This is a genomic window from Faecalicatena contorta, from assembly GCF_001404335.1.
Classification (GTDB): domain Bacteria; phylum Bacillota; class Clostridia; order Lachnospirales; family Lachnospiraceae; genus Faecalicatena; species Faecalicatena contortus_B.
Genome location: NZ_CYZU01000023.1, coordinates 12144 through 28027, shown reverse-complemented (window position 1 = coordinate 28027; position 15884 = coordinate 12144). Strand labels below are relative to the sequence as shown.

Here is a 15884-nt window from a genome sequence, read left to right as displayed (position 1 = left end):
AAAAAGAAAGGAGTATTTCCATGAGTGGTTCAACATTTGGCAGATTATTTCGGGTAACAACCTGGGGGGAATCCCATGGCGCCGCTGTAGGCGCTGTAATCGACGGCTGCCCCGCAGGGCTCCCTTTAAGCGAAGCAGATATACAGACATTTCTGGACCGGCGTAAGCCCGGGCAGAGTAAATATACAACAAAGAGAAACGAGGCGGATCAGGTAGAGATTCTGTCCGGTATCTTCGAAGGCAGAACAACTGGCACACCAATTTCTCTCATCGTCCGCAATCAGGACCAGCGCTCCCGGGATTATGGGAATCTGGCGTACACCTTCCGTCCTGGGCATGCGGACTATACTTTTACGCAAAAATATGGCATACGCGACTACCGCGGAGGCGGCAGGTCATCGGGCAGAGAGACCATCGGGCGTGTCGCTGCCGGTGCAGTTGCTTCCTTATTATTAAAAGAGCTTGGAATCGGGCTCATTTCCTACGCAAAATCGATTGGCCCGGTTCACATCCCGGAAGAAGATTATCATTTTTCGGAAATCACAGAAAACAGCCTCTATATGCCAAACAACGAGGCCGCTGCCAAAGCCGCCCAACATCTGGATACTCTGATCGCGGGTCAGGATTCCTGCGGCGGCACGATCGAATGCCGGGTAACCGGGCTGCCCGTTGGACTCGGGGAAACGGTATTCGATAAACTGGATGCGTGCCTTGCAAAGGCGGTTATGTCCGTAGGCGCGGTGAAGGCTGTGGAGATCGGGGACGGAATTCAGGCTGCATCTTTGACAGGAAGTATCAATAATGATGCATTTGCTTCCGAAAACGGGAGAATATATAAAAAGACGAATCATTCAGGCGGCGTGCTTGGAGGGATGAGCGACGGATCCACACTGATCGTCCGCACAGCGGTTAAGCCAACGCCTTCTATTTCCCAGGCACAGCAGACCGTGACGGAGGATGGGGAAGAGACATCCATATCCATCCATGGACGCCATGATCCCATCATCGTCCCCAGAGCCGTTGTTGTCATCGAGTCCATGACCGCCCTTACATTGGCGGATTTGCTTCTCGAGAACATGGGAAGCCGCCTGGATAAAGTGAAAGCTTATTATACGGAGGAAAAGAATGTCCAATAAACTGATTGATATTGTAAACATCACAAAATCATTTGATGAGAATGTAGTTCTGGATCAGCTGGATCTCTATATTCGTGAAAACGAATTTCTAACGCTTCTGGGCCCAAGCGGCTGTGGAAAGACTACTCTCCTGCGGATTCTCGGCGGTTTTGAGACGCCGGATTCCGGGGATATCATCTTCGATGGAAAGAACATTAATAAGCTGCCGCCCAACCGTCGGCAGCTGAACACTGTTTTCCAGAAATATGCCCTTTTCTCCCATATGTCTATCGCAGAAAATATCGCCTTTGGCCTGAAAATCAAAGGCAAATCAAAAGGTTATATCCAGGATAAGATCCGTTATGCACTGAAGCTGGTTAATCTCGAGGGATACGAGGACAGAAGCCCCGACTCTCTGAGCGGAGGCCAGCAGCAGCGCATCGCCATCGCCCGGGCAATCGTTAACGAACCAAAGGTACTGCTTCTGGATGAGCCGCTGGGCGCCCTGGATCTGAAGCTGCGCCAGGATATGCAGTATGAGCTGATCCGTTTAAAAAATGAGCTTGGGATCACGTTTGTCTACGTAACACATGACCAGGAGGAAGCCCTGACCATGTCTGACACGATTGTTGTCATGAACCAGGGTTACATCCAGCAGATCGGTACGCCCGAGGACATCTATAATGAGCCTCAGAACGCGTTTGTCGCAGATTTTATCGGGGACAGCAACATCCTTCCGGCCACCATGGTGGAGGATAAGGTGGTAAAGATGCTCGGATCCATCTGGCAGTGCGTGGATGTAGGCTTCGGAAGGAACAAGCCCGTGGACGCGGTGATCCGGCCGGAAGATATCGACCTGGTAAAACCGGAGGACGGAATTATCGAGGGCGTAGTCACCCACCTGATCTTCAAAGGTGTCCATTATGAGATGGAAGTCCTTGCAAATAACTATGAACTTCTGGTACACAGCACGGATATGTTCCCGGTTGGAACCGAAGTGGGAATCAGAGTAGACCCATTTGACATACAGATCATGAAAAAACCGGAGTCTGAAGATGCGGAGGCGGTAGGAATTGAAGAGTAGAAAATTATTGAGCGGCCCCTATTTATTCTGGGCGGCATCTTTTATCATCATCCCTCTTCTCATGATCGTGTATTACGGACTAACGGATAAAGAGGGAGGATTTACCTTACTGAATCTGGCACAGATTACAACGCCTGAGAACCTAAAGGCTCTTGGCCTGGCGCTGCTGCTTTCCTTCATAAGCACACTGCTCTGCCTCGTTCTCGCATACCCTCTGGCTATGATTCTTTCGGAAAAAAATGTAAATCAGACCAGCTTCATTGTTCTGATATTCATCCTGCCCATGTGGATGAATTTTCTTCTGCGCACACTGGCGTGGCAGAACCTGCTGGAAAAAAACGGAATCATCAACAGCATTCTGGGATTCTTTCATCTTCCGGCGCAGACACTGATTAACACGCCCTATGCCATCGTGCTGGGCATGGTATACAACTTTCTGCCGTTCATGGTACTGCCCATTTACAATGTCCTTGCCAAGATAGACAAAGATGTTATTTTTGCTGCACGGGATCTGGGAGCAAACGGTATCCAGACATTTTCAAAAATCATACTTCCCTTAAGCGTTCCGGGCATCATCAGCGGGATCACTATGGTGTTTGTTCCTTCGCTGACAACCTTTGTCATCTCGGATCTGCTGGGCGGAAGCAAGATCCTGTTAATAGGAAATGTAATCGAACAGGAATTCAAACAGGGAAGCAACTGGCACGTAGGTTCCGGGCTTTCTCTTGTTTTGATGATTTTTATTATTGCCAGCATGGCGCTGATCGCCAAATACGATAAGAATGGGGAGGGGACCGCATTTTGATAAAAAACGCTGCAAAACGCTTTTACTTAATTTTAATTTTTATCCTGCTCTACTCTCCTATCGTAACCCTGATGGTGCTGTCCTTTAACAGTTCCAAAACCCGTTCCAAATGGGGAGGATTTACAGGAAAATGGTATACGGCCCTTTTCCAGAATCGGGATATTATGAATGCGCTGTACACAACGCTTATCATCGCCCTTGTATCAGCTCTGATCGCAACTATCATCGGAACCGCCGCGGCGATTGGGATTCAAGCCATGAAGCCGAAATTCCGCACCTTTTTCATGGGAGTCACGAATATACCCATGCTGAATGCCGATATCGTAACCGGCATCTCTCTGATGCTTTTATTTATCGCATTCCGCTTCTCACTGGGGTTCAAAACCATTTTACTGGCCCACATAACCTTCAATATTCCCTATGTGATCCTTAGCGTCATGCCCAAGCTCAAGCAGACCAGCAAACACACCTATGAGGCTGCGCTGGACCTGGGGGCTTCCCCGGTATATGCTTTTTTCAAAGTCGTTTTTCCGGATATTATGCCGGGCGTATTTTCCGGTTTCCTGCTGGCCTTTACCATGTCGCTGGATGACTTTGTAATCACACATTTTACCAAGGGCCCCGGGGTGGATACCCTTTCCACGAAGATTTACAGTGAAGTCAGAAAAGGCATTAAGCCCGAGATGTACGCGCTGTCCACCATCATGTTCGTGACAGTCCTGGTTCTTTTGTTCCTTGTAAATGTAACCCCCGACAGAAAGGAGGCTGCAGGCGAAAAGCGGCTCAGAATCCAGAAAAAACACAAAGTATCCCGCCTTATATTCCGTAAAGTACTGCCCACGGCCATGGTGATCGTCATCATAGCAGGCGGATTTTTCTACGGCTCCCAAAACAGCGCTTCCGGAGGCAATCAGGTGATCGTCTATAACTGGGGCGAATACCTGGATCCCGAGGTAATTACCATGTTTGAAGAAGAAACCGGGATTGATGTGGTCTATGAAGAATACGAGACAAACGAGATTATGTTCCCTAAGATCCAGTCAGGCGCTATCGCCTATGACGTGGTCTGTCCCTCGGATTATATGGTGCAGCGCATGATTGAAAACGACCTGCTCTCAGAAATCAACTTTGATAATGTGCCCAACATAAAATACATTGACAGCACCTACATGACCCAGTCCCGCCAGTTTGATCCTGAGAACAAATATTCCGTCCCCTATCTCTTCGGCACGGTCGGAATCTTATACAACAAAACCATGGTGGACGAACCCATAGACAGCTGGAGCGTCCTCTGGGATGAAAAATACAAAGACAGCATTCTCATGCAGGACAGCGTCCGTGACGCTTTCGGTGTCACACTCAAATACCTTGGCTACTCCCTGAACTCCACGGACCTGGACGAACTGGAGGCCGCCAAAAAGCTTCTCATCGAGCAGAAACCGCTGGTACAGGCATACGTAGTAGACCAGGTCCGCGACAAAATGATCGGAAACGAAGCCGCCATAGGCGTCATCTATTCCGGCGAGGCGCTTTACACCCAGGTAGAAAATCCGGATCTGGAATATGTCATCCCAAAAGAAGGCTCTAACCTCTGGATCGACTCCTGGGTCATCCCGAAAAACGCAAAACACAAAGAAAACGCCGAGAAATTCATAAACTATCTCTGCCTGCCCGAGATAGCCAAAATGAATTTCGACTACATCACCTACTCCATCCCGAACTCCGAGGGACGCAAACTCATCGAGGAAGGCTGGATGAGGAACAGTGAAATAGCATTTCCTGATCCGGAGGATCTCAAAAACTGCGAAACCTTCCAATTCCTGGGGGATGAAAATGATGCCATTTATAACCAACTCTGGCGGGAGGTGAAGTCGGAGTAGGGGGACGCTGAGCGAAAGGAGCTGGGGGCGGGGCTTCCTATGCTGTTTTTGGAGCCCGGCCGCTTGCTAAGAATCCGTAACAGGGAAAATGAGGGAAATGAAGGTACTAGCCGCATTTGGCGTGAAATCTGATGATTTCACACCGCAGGCGGCTACAGGATTTGATTTGGTAAATCAAATCCTGCCCTTCATTTCCCTCATTTTCCCTGTAACGGATTCTAAGCGCGCTATGAGGGTTCCAAAAACAGCATAGGAAGCCCCGCCCCCAGCCCCTTTCGCTCAGCTAGTCGCACCCGGTCGGTAGGACGGCTTGCACGGGAGTAAATGGACGAGAGCAGCGTATGATAGTGCCTGGATGTATCATTGTACCTGCGATAATTGTTCCGGCACAAACACTACCGCTTCCCCAGCCCAATCCGCCTCCTCCGTCAGATTTCCACCCTATAAGCGGCATTATTTCCGCCAGGATGCGCCAGCCTGTCTGAGGAGGGAGTTCAGCCGGGAGGCGGGGGACTTTGCATGTGCTTTCTGAGAAGCATAGAGAGCGCCGTGTAACCCCTTAATAAAAACCATGCCGGATGGAAAGGCTAAAATCTGCTTCACAAAAGCAGATTTTAAGGCGGCCTGAGCCGCGCAATTCATCAGAATTGCGGGGTGAATGCCGCCGGTGCCTTTCCATCCGGCATGGTTTTTATTTAGGGGTTGCAGGCAAACGGACAGCTTTCAGAAAGCACATGCAAAGTCCCCCGCCTCCCGGCTGAACTCCCTCCTCAGACAGGCGTCCCCCCTAGCCAAAAATTCCCGCTTACTAAAAATCTACACATTGAAACAGCCCCCTCCGATGAATTCTCTAAGCAAGGAGTTTGTGGGCACGGACTCACTCCCAATCCCCACAAAGTAATCAAAGAATTTCAGGAGCCTTTTTGCCTCTACGTATTCGGGGCAGTCTTTTCCCATTCCGAACAGCAGGGGTTCCACATACTGTTTTAGGACGGCCAGTTCATATAAAAGGGATGAATTGAACATCACGTCTGCTTCTTCCTGATACGGGAAGATGTTCTCCTCCTCTCCTTTCCTTACCGACGGCCATCTGGCGATGGTGTTTTTGGCGGAGTTGCCCCTTGTTCTGGCATCTCTTACGATGCGCCGTATGAGACGCCCGTCGGTGGACGGGATCCGGTTGTGCTCGTCAATGTTCAGCTGGGTCAGGGCGCTGATGTATATCTTGAATTTGTTGTCATTGTTTAGTGATTCTGTCAGCTTAGGGTTCAGGCAGTGTATCCCTTCGATAACCAGGATATCCTGCGTGTTCAGTTTCTTGGGAATGCTGCCGTATTCTTTCTTTCCTGTCTTAAAATTAAAGGTGGGCAGATATACCTCCCTGCCTGACAGAAGGGCCTGCATGTCTTCGTTGAACTGGTCTACATCGATGGCTTCCAGACATTCGAAGTTGTATTCGCCGTTTTCATCTCTTGGTGTGCGCTCACGGTCAACAAAATAGTTATCAACGGCAATTGGGTGCGGGTGCAGCCCGTTGACGCGGAGCTGGATGGAAAGCCGATGCGAGAATGTTGTCTTTCCTGAGGAGGAAGGCCCTGCTATCAGGACAAACTTGGCCTCCGGCCTGTCGGCTATCTGCTTTGCGATCTCCCCGATCTGACGCTCCTGGTACGCCTCCTGCACCAGCACAACCTCGCTCATATCATGCTGCGTGACCATATCATTCAGGGCTCCGACCGTATCAATGCCCTGCATATCGCCCCACAGAACCGATCTTTTTAATACCTGAAACAGCTTTGGCCTGGGTGAGAATGGTTCTACAGTCTCAGGCGATTCCAGCGTAGGCATTTGTATAATAAAGCCTTCATCGTACAGGTAGAGTGCATAATACTTCAGATACCCTGCATCCGGCACCATATATCCGTAATAGTAATCTTCGAACTCGTTCATGCTGTAAATGTTGACCTTGGATACTCTCCTGTATTCGAACAGCCTCTCTTTATCAAACATCCCGTGTTTCCGAAAAAGCTCGACAGCTTTTGTGGTATGGACGGAACGCTTCTCGATCCGGATTTTCTCTGCAGTGAGTTCCTTCATGCGCGCATCCACTTGATCCAGGAATTCCTGGTTGAGCTCCACATCCCCTTCTACCGTACAGTAATATCCCTTGCTCATGGAAAAATGAATCCTGACCCGTTCCACTTTGTCATGGCCTCCGACGTCGTGTACCGCTTTGACAAGCATAAAGCACAGACTTCTCTTGTAAGTCTCGTATCCGATAGGATCTCCCGTTGTGATAAATTCAATCTCCCGGCAGTCCGGCTCCAGTTTTTTATCCAGTTCCTGGAGATGGAACTGATTGATAAAGACAAGCACAATCTGATGTCTGTATCTGGCCTGATATTCCTGTGCAATCTCCTGATAAGTCGTTCCCGCCGCGTATTCCTTCGTCTCTTCTCCGATGCGTACTGTACAAGTTGTTGATTCCATAGCATTCCTTTCCGCAGTTTCCTGCCTCTTATTCCATTGCCTCCGGTTATGATATACCGGCGTATCCGGTCGTTAACGATGATGAAATGTTCTTTTACAGCACCTGGAACGGATGGATAATGGGTGCTGTTACCACCTTCAGGGAGGGCAGCCTGGTCTGAAGAAATTGTTTCATATCTTCTATAAAAATGTATTCCGTCCCGTAATGGCCCGCATCGATAACTGCAAGCCCCTGTTCCACTGCATCCAGGCCCTCGTGATGGCCGATGTCGCCGGTAACCAGCACATCTGCCCCCGCCTGTATGGCGGGCATGACCGCGGTTTTTCCTGATCCCGGAGAGACCGCCAGCCTGCCGACTTTTTTATCCAGATCTCCAAATACCTTCACCGAGCCTAATTCCAGTTTATTCTTTACAAAAGCACAGCATTCCTCAAGTCTCATGGTATTTTTCAAAGTGCCGACCCTGCCGATGCCTTCCGGCACACCGTCCGCTTCTGAAGTGATATCCAGTACTTGTGCGTCTTCCAGTTCCAGAATCCTTCCTGACAGGTCCGCCATTCCCAGAACATCATAATTTGTATGCATTGCATAGTAAGAAATGTCAGACTGTATGAGACTTACGATCCTCTTACCGATGAAATCCCCGTCCGTGACACGTTTTAAAGGCGAAAAAATCAGCGGGTGATGGGTAATCAGCATATCAGCGCCCGCTTCCTTCGCCTGCTCAACGACCTGATCGGTGGCATCCAGGGCAAGATAAACGCAGTTTACATCCTTTTCAAAGCGTCCGGCCAGCAAGCCCACATTGTCAAAATCCAGTGCTGCCGACTTTGGGTAAGCCGCCTCTATTATCGTCATGATTTCTTTACACAGCATAGTAATCCAGCCCCTTTCTCACATATACCATTTCTTCTTTTAATTCACCGAATCGCCGCAGAGCCTTTTCACCGCTCTGCCCCTCCAGGACTTTGAGTATCTCTGACTTCAGAGACATCTCGCGTTCGAGAAATGCCTTCAACACGGGATGGCGTCTCTCCAGCAGGTATTTTCCGTATCGGATCTCCACATCACTCCAGCGTTCAGAGTGAGAGTTACGCTCCCCGGAGGTTCTCACCTTCATCATAGGATAGAACTTTCCATCCTCAAATACCATATCTTCCCGGATAAACAAAAAACCTTCCTCTAAAAGAAAGGCTCTGACTCTTGCTATTTCCGACTGTGGCTGCAGGATAAACTCCTTCATGCCTGCGGTAACATCCGGACTGTTCTTCAGAATCCGGATCATCAGGCCGCCGCCCATCCCCGCAAGTACTGCTGTCTCGGCTTCTCCCGGTTGAAGGGCACACAGGCCGTCTGACAGCCGCAGCTCGATCCGGTCTGACAGACCATTCTCTTCCACGTGTTCTCTTGCACGGCTAAGCGGCCCTTCGTTGATATCCATCGCAAAGGCCGAGGGGATCAATCCGTGTTCCACCAAATAGATCGGAATATAGGCGTGATCCGTGCCTATATCCGCTGTAATATATCCGGCAGTCACCAGAGCGGCGACTGCCTGCAGTCTCTTTGATAATTCCATGCGCCCGTACCTAGTCCAGATAATCCCTGAGCTTGCGGCTCCTGCTTGGATGGCGGAGCTTACGGAGGGCTTTCGCTTCGATCTGGCGGATACGCTCACGGGTAACGTCGAATTCTTTTCCCACTTCTTCGAGAGTTCTTGCCCTGCCGTCATTCATGCCGAAACGCAGACGCAGTACTTTCTGCTCCCTTTCGGTCAGTGTGTCCAGCACTTCGTCCAGCTGTTCTTTCAGCAGGGTCTGTGCCGCCGCCTCTGCCGGAACCGGCACATTGTCATCCTGGATAAAATCTCCGAGATGGCTGTCTTCTTCTTCACCGATCGGAGTCTCCAGTGACACAGGTTCCTGGGAAATCTTCAGAATCTCACGCACACGCTCTACGGGCATGTCCAGTTCCTTCGCGATCTCCTCCGGCGTGGGTTCGCGCCCTAATTCCTGCAAAAGCTGTCTGGATACACGGATCAGTTTGTTGATTGTCTCAACCATATGCACCGGAATGCGGATCGTTCTGGCCTGGTCTGCGATTGCCCTGGTGATTGCCTGGCGGATCCACCATGTTGCATAGGTACTGAACTTGTACCCTTTGTGGTAATCAAACTTTTCCACCGCCTTGATCAGACCCAAGTTTCCTTCCTGGATCAGGTCGAGGAAGAGCATTCCACGGCCAACGTATCTTTTTGCTATACTTACCACAAGGCGGAGGTTAGCCTCGGCAAGCTCTTTCTTTGCATCCTCGTCTCCCTCCTCCATACGCTGTGCCAGCTCAATCTCTCTCTCCGCACTCAAAAGCGGAACCTTCCCGATCTCTTTCAGATACATACGCACAGGATCTTCTATACTGACGCCGTCCGGTACAGAAAGGTCGATATTCTCCATATCCACCTCTTCCTCATCAGTAATGATGACTTCAACGTCTACGTCATCATCATCTCCGCTGATTCGAAGCACATCAATATTATTTGACTCAAGATGGTCAAATACCTTTTCCATCTGCTCTGCGTCCAACTCCATATCATTGAAAAAGTCATTTATTTCCTGAAGTTCCAGGATGCTTTTCTTTTTCTTGCCCAACGCAACAAGTTCTTTCAGCCTCTCGTCAAATTTCTGTGTGTTTTCTTCCATGTGTCCATCCTTCCTTTGCCTACGGCCGGTATACCCCGGTATAGGGCTATCTTGTTTTATTTTATCCTTATTCAATAGAAATATGCAGTTTCTTTATATCATCAAGTCTGCGCTTCTCTTCCATGAGCCTCTGCAGCCCTGCCATATCCGTCGGATCCAGGTGCATTGTCCGGTCGTCGATGCTGTGTCTCTTTACACGCAGTATCGTTTCCTTCAAGGCCTGCTCCTGCTCCTCTTTTGTTGACAGTTCTCTGATCTTTGTATGGAATAAAGAAGCGGCTTCCCTGTGCTCTTCTTCCGCTGTAAAGTGATTCAATATCTTTGCCGGATTCAGTTCCCCTGAGCCGTACTGCTCATAAAGCAACTCCGCCACCGACCTGTACAGCTCCTCCGTAAAGTCCTCCGGACTTATGTAGCGCTTGATGGTGCCAAATAGCTTCTCGTCCTCGATCATCCATGTCAGAAGGATCTTCTGGGATACGAGAATACCGTTCTCCTTGGGCTTTCCCCCTCCGGATGCCTGTCTGGGCCTTGCTGCGGGCTTTGCCATACCTTCGTTAATGGCGGTCTTGGTCACAAGCTTGTGCAGGCTGTCCTCGCTGACCTTGTAGGCTTTTGCCACGGCTTCAATATAATTATTTCTTTCCAGTTCATCCTCAAATCCGGTCAGCCGCTTTGCCGTTTCCTTAAAAAATGCGGTCTTTCCCTCAGGCGATTCCATGTCATAGTCCTTTGCCAGAATCTCGAGGCTGAACAAGAAACCGTTCCTTGCACTGCCTATCCGCTTTTCAAACTCTTCTGCCCCCAGGTTCTTAATAAATTCATCGGGGTCTTTATAGGGATCCATACGGATTACTTTTGCGGAAATTCCCGCCTCCTTCAAAATCGGTACCGCACGGAGCGCTGCCTTAGTCCCCGCCTCATCGCTGTCGTAGGTCAGATAGACCTCCTGTACATACCTCTTAATCAAAGAGGCATGTCCGGTTGTCAGCGCCGTACCCAGGGAGGCCACCGCATTTGTGAATCCCGCCTGGTGCAGGGAGATCACATCCATATATCCTTCGCATATGAGAAAATAAGGCTTTCTTGAAGTGCGTGCCCGGTTCAGGCCGTACAGATTGCGGCTCTTATCAAAAATCGCCGTCTCGGGTGAATTCAGATACTTGGGTTTTCCATCTCCCATAACACGGCCGCCGAATCCGATCACGCGGTTGTTCACATCCATGATCGGAAACATGACCCGGTTCCAGAACTTATCGTATACACCGTTTTTCTCGTCTGTATTGATCAGCCCGGCCTGGCGGATCAGATCCTCGCTGTAACCTTTCTTTCTGAGATACTGGAACAGGTCATTGCTGTACTTGTTGGAGTAACCCAGTCCAAAAGCCTTGACCGTGTCATCCGAGAGCTCCCTGTTCTTCAAATATGTATATGCTGCTTTTCCCTGCTCGGATTTTAGCTGCACATAAAAATACTGCGCCGCAGCTTTGTTGATCTCCAGAAGCAATGCGCGCAAATCGGCCTTCTCTTTGGCTTCTTTCGAATATTCCATCTCCGGAAGCTCCACGCCAGCCCTGTCTGCCAAAAACTTTACAGCCTCTATAAACGAAAAATTCTCGTATTCCATCAGAAATGTAAATACATTGCCGCCAGCGCCGCAGCCAAAACAGTAATACATCTGTTTTCCTCTGCTCACAGAAAAAGACGGCGATTTTTCATTGTGAAATGGGCAAAGTCCAAAATAAGAACTCCCTTTTTTCTGCAGCCGCACATAACCGGATATTACATCCACGATGTCATTTTTCATTCTTACTTCTTCTATCAATTCTTCTGGATAATACATTTATTCCTCCATAAAAAAAGCCCTATATATTATATTCGACAAAACATTCTGATTTCCTTTAATTTTTCCATGCTTCCGGAACAAAAAATTCTTCATACTTTTTTACCGCATAATTATCGGTCATCCCCGCTATGTAATCACATACAATCTGCTCCCTGCAGCTGTCCGTCCTGTCAATCGCCTGCAGGTATTGCACGGGGAGCTGTTCGATATGATGGATATAATAATCATACAGCTGTTCGATCAGGCGCACTGCCTTGTCTTCCTCCCCCTTTGCCTTTGGATTCAGATAAACATTTTCAAACATGTATTTTCTGAGGCCGATCATTGCCGTTTCCACTTCTTCGGACATGATGATCGCCGGTTTATCCATGCTGTGGATGATCACGTCATGTACCATGGTGTTCAGACGTTCTTTGCTGGTATTGCCGAGAACCCTGCGGTACTCGTAAGGGATATCTTCCTCCACGAGAATACCTCCCCGGATTGCATCATCGATGTCGTGATTGATATAGGCTATCTTATCCGAAAGACGGAGCACCTGGCCCTCCAGGGTGCGGGGCGTGCCCGCTGTGGGATGGTTCAGGATGCCGTCCAGTACTTCCCATGTCAGGTTCAGGCCGGCTCCCTGCTTCTCCACACACTCCACGACTCTCACGCTCTGTTCGTTATGGGAAAAATGGTATACGCGGTTCAGGGCGCGCTCCCCCGCATGGCCAAAGGGCGTATGCCCCAGGTCGTGGCCCAGTGCAATCGCCTCCACCAAATCCTCATTCAGCCTGAGGGCTTTTGCAATCGTCCTTGCATTCTGGGAAACCTCCAGCGTATGCGTCAGCCTTGTCCTATAGTGATCCCCTTTGGGAAGCAAAAAAACCTGGGTCTTCTGCTTCAGACGCCGGAAGGACTTGCAGTGCAGAATCCGGTCCCTGTCGCGTTGAAATACGGGCCGAATATCGCATTCCGGCTCCTGCCGCTTTCTTCCCTTTGAATTTCTGCTGAACGTTGCATAAGGGCTTAAATATTCCAGTTCCCGTTCTTCCAGCTGCTCTCTGATTGTCATAGGCCTATTCCTCACACTGAATCCTGACTGCAGGGGACAAAACATACTTTTCCATAATAAAACACTTCTATATATAATATATTCTGTGTTTACGATTTATTTCCTTTTTATTGGCATCTGTACAGAAACATGGGCAACAGTTCAGACCTGTCTGAACTGTTGCCATGAGCCGTTACTTTCCCTGTTCTTTTATTCGTTTTTCGATAGCCTGCACAACCGTCTCCAGTACTTTTATGCGGGCATAATATTTGTCGTTTGCCTCAACTACAACCCATGGGGCATATTCTGTGGATGTGCGTATCAGCATCTCGTTGACCGCTTCCTCATACTGATCCCACTTCTCCCGGTTCCGCCAGTCCTCATCCGTAATCTTCCACTGTTTCTGCGGATTTTCCTGACGGGCCCTAAAACGGCGTTCCTGCTCGTCCTTGTCAATCTGCATCCAGAATTTAAGAACAATGGTCCCGGAATCCGCCAGGTCACGCTCCATATCGTTCATTTCCTTGTACGCCCTCTGCCATTCCTGCTTTGTACAGAACCCCTCGATCCGCTCAACCATAACGCGTCCATACCATGTACGGTCAAAGATTGCGATGTGCCCTGCCTTGGGCATTGCCGTCCAGAACCTCCAGAGATAGTGATGTGCTTTCTCAATATCATTGGGGGACGCCGTCGGATTTACCACAAATCCTCTTGGATCCATTTTTGCAGTCAGCCGTTTGATTGCACCGCCTTTTCCACCTGCATCCCACCCCTCGAAACCGAGCACGACCGGAATCCGCCTCCGGTATAATTCGCTGTGGAGAAGACTCATGCGTTTCTGCAATTTTTTCAGCTTCTCTTTATATTCTTCTTTGGTCAGGCTCAGGCTCAAATCAGACTTGGCAAGAACAGACTCCTGCAGTTCTTTTCCGTTGATCTCCTGTTTAGGTATTTCTGTGCCGCTGGAAGCCTCCACGTCCATCTCGGCAATCGCCTCGGCCGCTTTCTCCTTTGCCCTTGCCTTTTTTACTTTTTCCAGCTGTTCTTCCAGGGCCTTGATGACTACCGTATAGATCTTCACAGAAGCAAACTCTTTATCCATTGCTTCGATAATGGTCCACGGCGCATAATCCGTATCTGTGATCTGAAGCATCTCTTCGATCATCTGGGTATACTCACGATATTTTACATTCCGCTCAAGGTCGCCCTGGCTCACGCGCCATGCAGTCTCTTTTGAGCTTCTGAGCTTTTGGAAGCGTTTTTTCTGTTCCTTCTGGTCAATTGCAAGGAGTAATTTGATGATAGCGGTACCGTCGTCCGTTAACTGCTTCTCGAACGAACAGATGGACTGGTAGGCATCGGGAACCTCTTTTTTCCGTGTTCTTTTATCAAAACGGTCGATCAGCACCTTTCTGTACCAGCTGCCGTCGAATATGGCGATCCTGCCTTTTTCAGGAGTTTTTGTCCAAAATCTCCAGAGGAAAGGATGCATCCGCTCTTCTTCTGACTCATCCTTAATGGCAAAAACCTTGAAGCCCCTGGGGTCCAGGCTCTGGATCAATTCTCCGATCTGCAGCCCTTTCCCAGCGGCTCCATATCCTTCAAACACGATCATCACAGGGATATTCAGGGCCTTGCACTGGCGCTGGAGTTCTCCCAGCCGGCTCTCAAGCATCGGCATTTTCGCTTTGTATTCTTCTTTCCTCATTGATTTGGTAAGGTCCACTTTCTCTAACATAATTTTCTCCTCCCGTCCATTACTGATTTTAGTATTCACGAGTCCGTTCATTTATAAACGCCGGCATCTTGTACAATGTCAGATGCACTCCTTTTATGTCACTAATTATACCACGGTTTCCGCCTTCCGGAAAAGAATTTCGCCGATCACCAAAGGCGTCCTTTCATGGATCCACCTGTTTTCCTGCCATGGAATTATTTATATGCACGGAGTTCCATCATATTCTTGTCAACTACCATTAAAAATGATATACTTTTCCAAACATTTTAATTCGCAGCAGTCAGGCAAGCCTGAACTGTCTTCATTCTTCAAAGGGGGCATAATCATGACTGAAGTACAGTATTCCACTGCCAGTTTTCTGCATTCGGCGCTGAAGCCTTCTGAGCAGTTAGTCTATATGACATCCGCTGCTTTTGGAAAAAACTGGGCATACACGCTTCATTCTCACAGTTTTGCAGAAGTATTCTTTGTTACCTCCGGGGAAGGCGTATTCTATTCCAACGATGCGGAGATTCCAATCCGAAAGAATTCGCTGGTGCTGATCAATCCAGGCACGCCCCACACGGAACGCTCCAGCGGACCGGAGCCGCTGACTTACATGATTATGGGAATCGATAATCTCTTCTTTCAGTTTCTGGATAACAGAAAATTTCAGTTTCATATCTATGCGCTTGAGGAATTTGAACATACGATCATGCCTGTTATGAATCTGATGTTGGAAGAGACAAAGAGCAGGCAGCAGTCATCCCTTCAGATATGCCAGCATTATATGTCCGTTTTTTTTCTGAAGATACAGCGTCTCATAGGCGACCGACTTGCCCTGTATACGGCGGACAGCTTTCCGCCGGAGTGCGCCGCCGTTAAAGATTATATTAAGCTCCATTTTGCCGAAGATATCACGCTGGATACCCTGGCGGAGTTTTCCGGTTTTAATAAGTATTACCTTTCCCGCATATTCTCCAAAACTTATGGGATTGCTCCGATCAATTATCTTTTAGAAAGAAGAATTCTGAACAGCGAAGAGCTGCTCAAGACAACTGATTTCAGCATCAGTCAGATATCCCGTCTTGTAGGGTTCTCCTCTGCCAATTACTTTTCCCAATCTTTCAAAAGATATACTGGAATGACACCTCTCTCCTACCGGGAAACACATTTTATATAAAAAGAGTAACCCACCAGACAGCCTGCCG

The 15884-nt window shown here is 48.9% G+C and carries 12 protein-coding genes; 5 read left to right on the top strand and 7 right to left on the bottom strand.

The features are described from left to right. The first annotated feature begins 20 nt into the window (after nt 1-20). From aroC to ARB69_RS12730, 4 genes are read left to right on the top strand one after another with little or no spacing between them, the layout of a single operon-like run. Nucleotides 21-1136, top strand: a complete 1116-nt coding sequence (gene aroC, locus ARB69_RS12745; protein ID WP_050642228.1) for a chorismate synthase — start codon at nt 21-23, stop codon at nt 1134-1136. Beyond that, a complete protein-coding gene (locus ARB69_RS12740; protein ID WP_050642227.1) occupies nt 1126-2199 on the top strand; it encodes an ABC transporter ATP-binding protein in 1074 nt (357 codons plus the stop codon). Before aroC ends, ARB69_RS12740 begins: the two co-directional genes overlap by 11 nt. Beyond that, complete coding sequence (locus ARB69_RS12735; RefSeq protein WP_050642226.1) at nt 2189-3004, top strand: ABC transporter permease; 816 nt, start codon at nt 2189-2191, stop codon at nt 3002-3004. The genes ARB69_RS12740 and ARB69_RS12735 overlap by 11 nt, the downstream gene beginning before the upstream one ends. Further along, entirely contained in the window at nt 3001-4884 is a 1884-nt protein-coding gene (locus tag ARB69_RS12730; protein ID WP_055153438.1) for an extracellular solute-binding protein, read from the top strand. The genes ARB69_RS12735 and ARB69_RS12730 overlap by 4 nt, the downstream gene beginning before the upstream one ends. A gap of 816 nt (nt 4885-5700) precedes the next feature. Here the strand turns inward: ARB69_RS12730 and ARB69_RS12725 are convergent. The 7 genes from ARB69_RS12725 to pap form a co-directional block, all read right to left on the bottom strand. After that, a complete protein-coding gene (locus ARB69_RS12725) occupies nt 5701-7374 on the bottom strand; it encodes a nucleoside kinase (RefSeq protein WP_050642224.1) in 1674 nt (557 codons plus the stop codon). A 94-nt stretch (nt 7375-7468) separates the two neighbouring features. Further along, the gene (locus ARB69_RS12720; RefSeq protein ID WP_050642223.1) at nt 7469-8251 is read right to left on the bottom strand and encodes a Nif3-like dinuclear metal center hexameric protein; all 783 of its coding nucleotides are present in this window, start codon (nt 8249-8251) and stop codon (nt 7469-7471) included. Further along, the gene (locus ARB69_RS12715) at nt 8241-8951 is read right to left on the bottom strand and encodes a tRNA (adenine(22)-N(1))-methyltransferase (RefSeq protein ID WP_055153436.1); all 711 of its coding nucleotides are present in this window, start codon (nt 8949-8951) and stop codon (nt 8241-8243) included. Before ARB69_RS12715 ends, ARB69_RS12720 begins: the two co-directional genes overlap by 11 nt. Nucleotides 8952-8961: 10 nt before the next feature. Next, entirely contained in the window at nt 8962-10071 is a 1110-nt protein-coding gene (gene rpoD, locus ARB69_RS12710) for an RNA polymerase sigma factor RpoD (RefSeq protein ID WP_025657366.1), read from the bottom strand. Between the two features lie 67 nt (nt 10072-10138). Further along, complete coding sequence (dnaG, locus tag ARB69_RS12705) at nt 10139-11914, bottom strand: DNA primase (protein ID WP_055153434.1); 1776 nt, start codon at nt 11912-11914, stop codon at nt 10139-10141. Nucleotides 11915-11972: 58 nt separating this feature from the next. After that, nucleotides 11973-12974, bottom strand: coding sequence for a deoxyguanosinetriphosphate triphosphohydrolase (locus ARB69_RS12700; protein ID WP_050642220.1), 1002 nt, complete (start codon nt 12972-12974; stop codon nt 11973-11975). A 172-nt stretch (nt 12975-13146) separates the two neighbouring features. Further along, nucleotides 13147-14694 carry a polyphosphate:AMP phosphotransferase gene (gene pap, locus ARB69_RS12695; RefSeq protein WP_050642219.1) on the bottom strand — a complete coding sequence of 516 codons (1548 nt, stop codon included), beginning with the start codon at nt 14692-14694 and terminating at the stop codon, nt 13147-13149. Nucleotides 14695-15019: 325 nt separating this feature from the next. Here pap and ARB69_RS12690 point away from each other — a divergent pair, with 325 nt between their 5' ends. Beyond that, complete coding sequence (locus tag ARB69_RS12690; protein ID WP_050642218.1) at nt 15020-15856, top strand: helix-turn-helix transcriptional regulator; 837 nt, start codon at nt 15020-15022, stop codon at nt 15854-15856. Nucleotides 15857-15884: the final 28 nt, after the last annotated feature.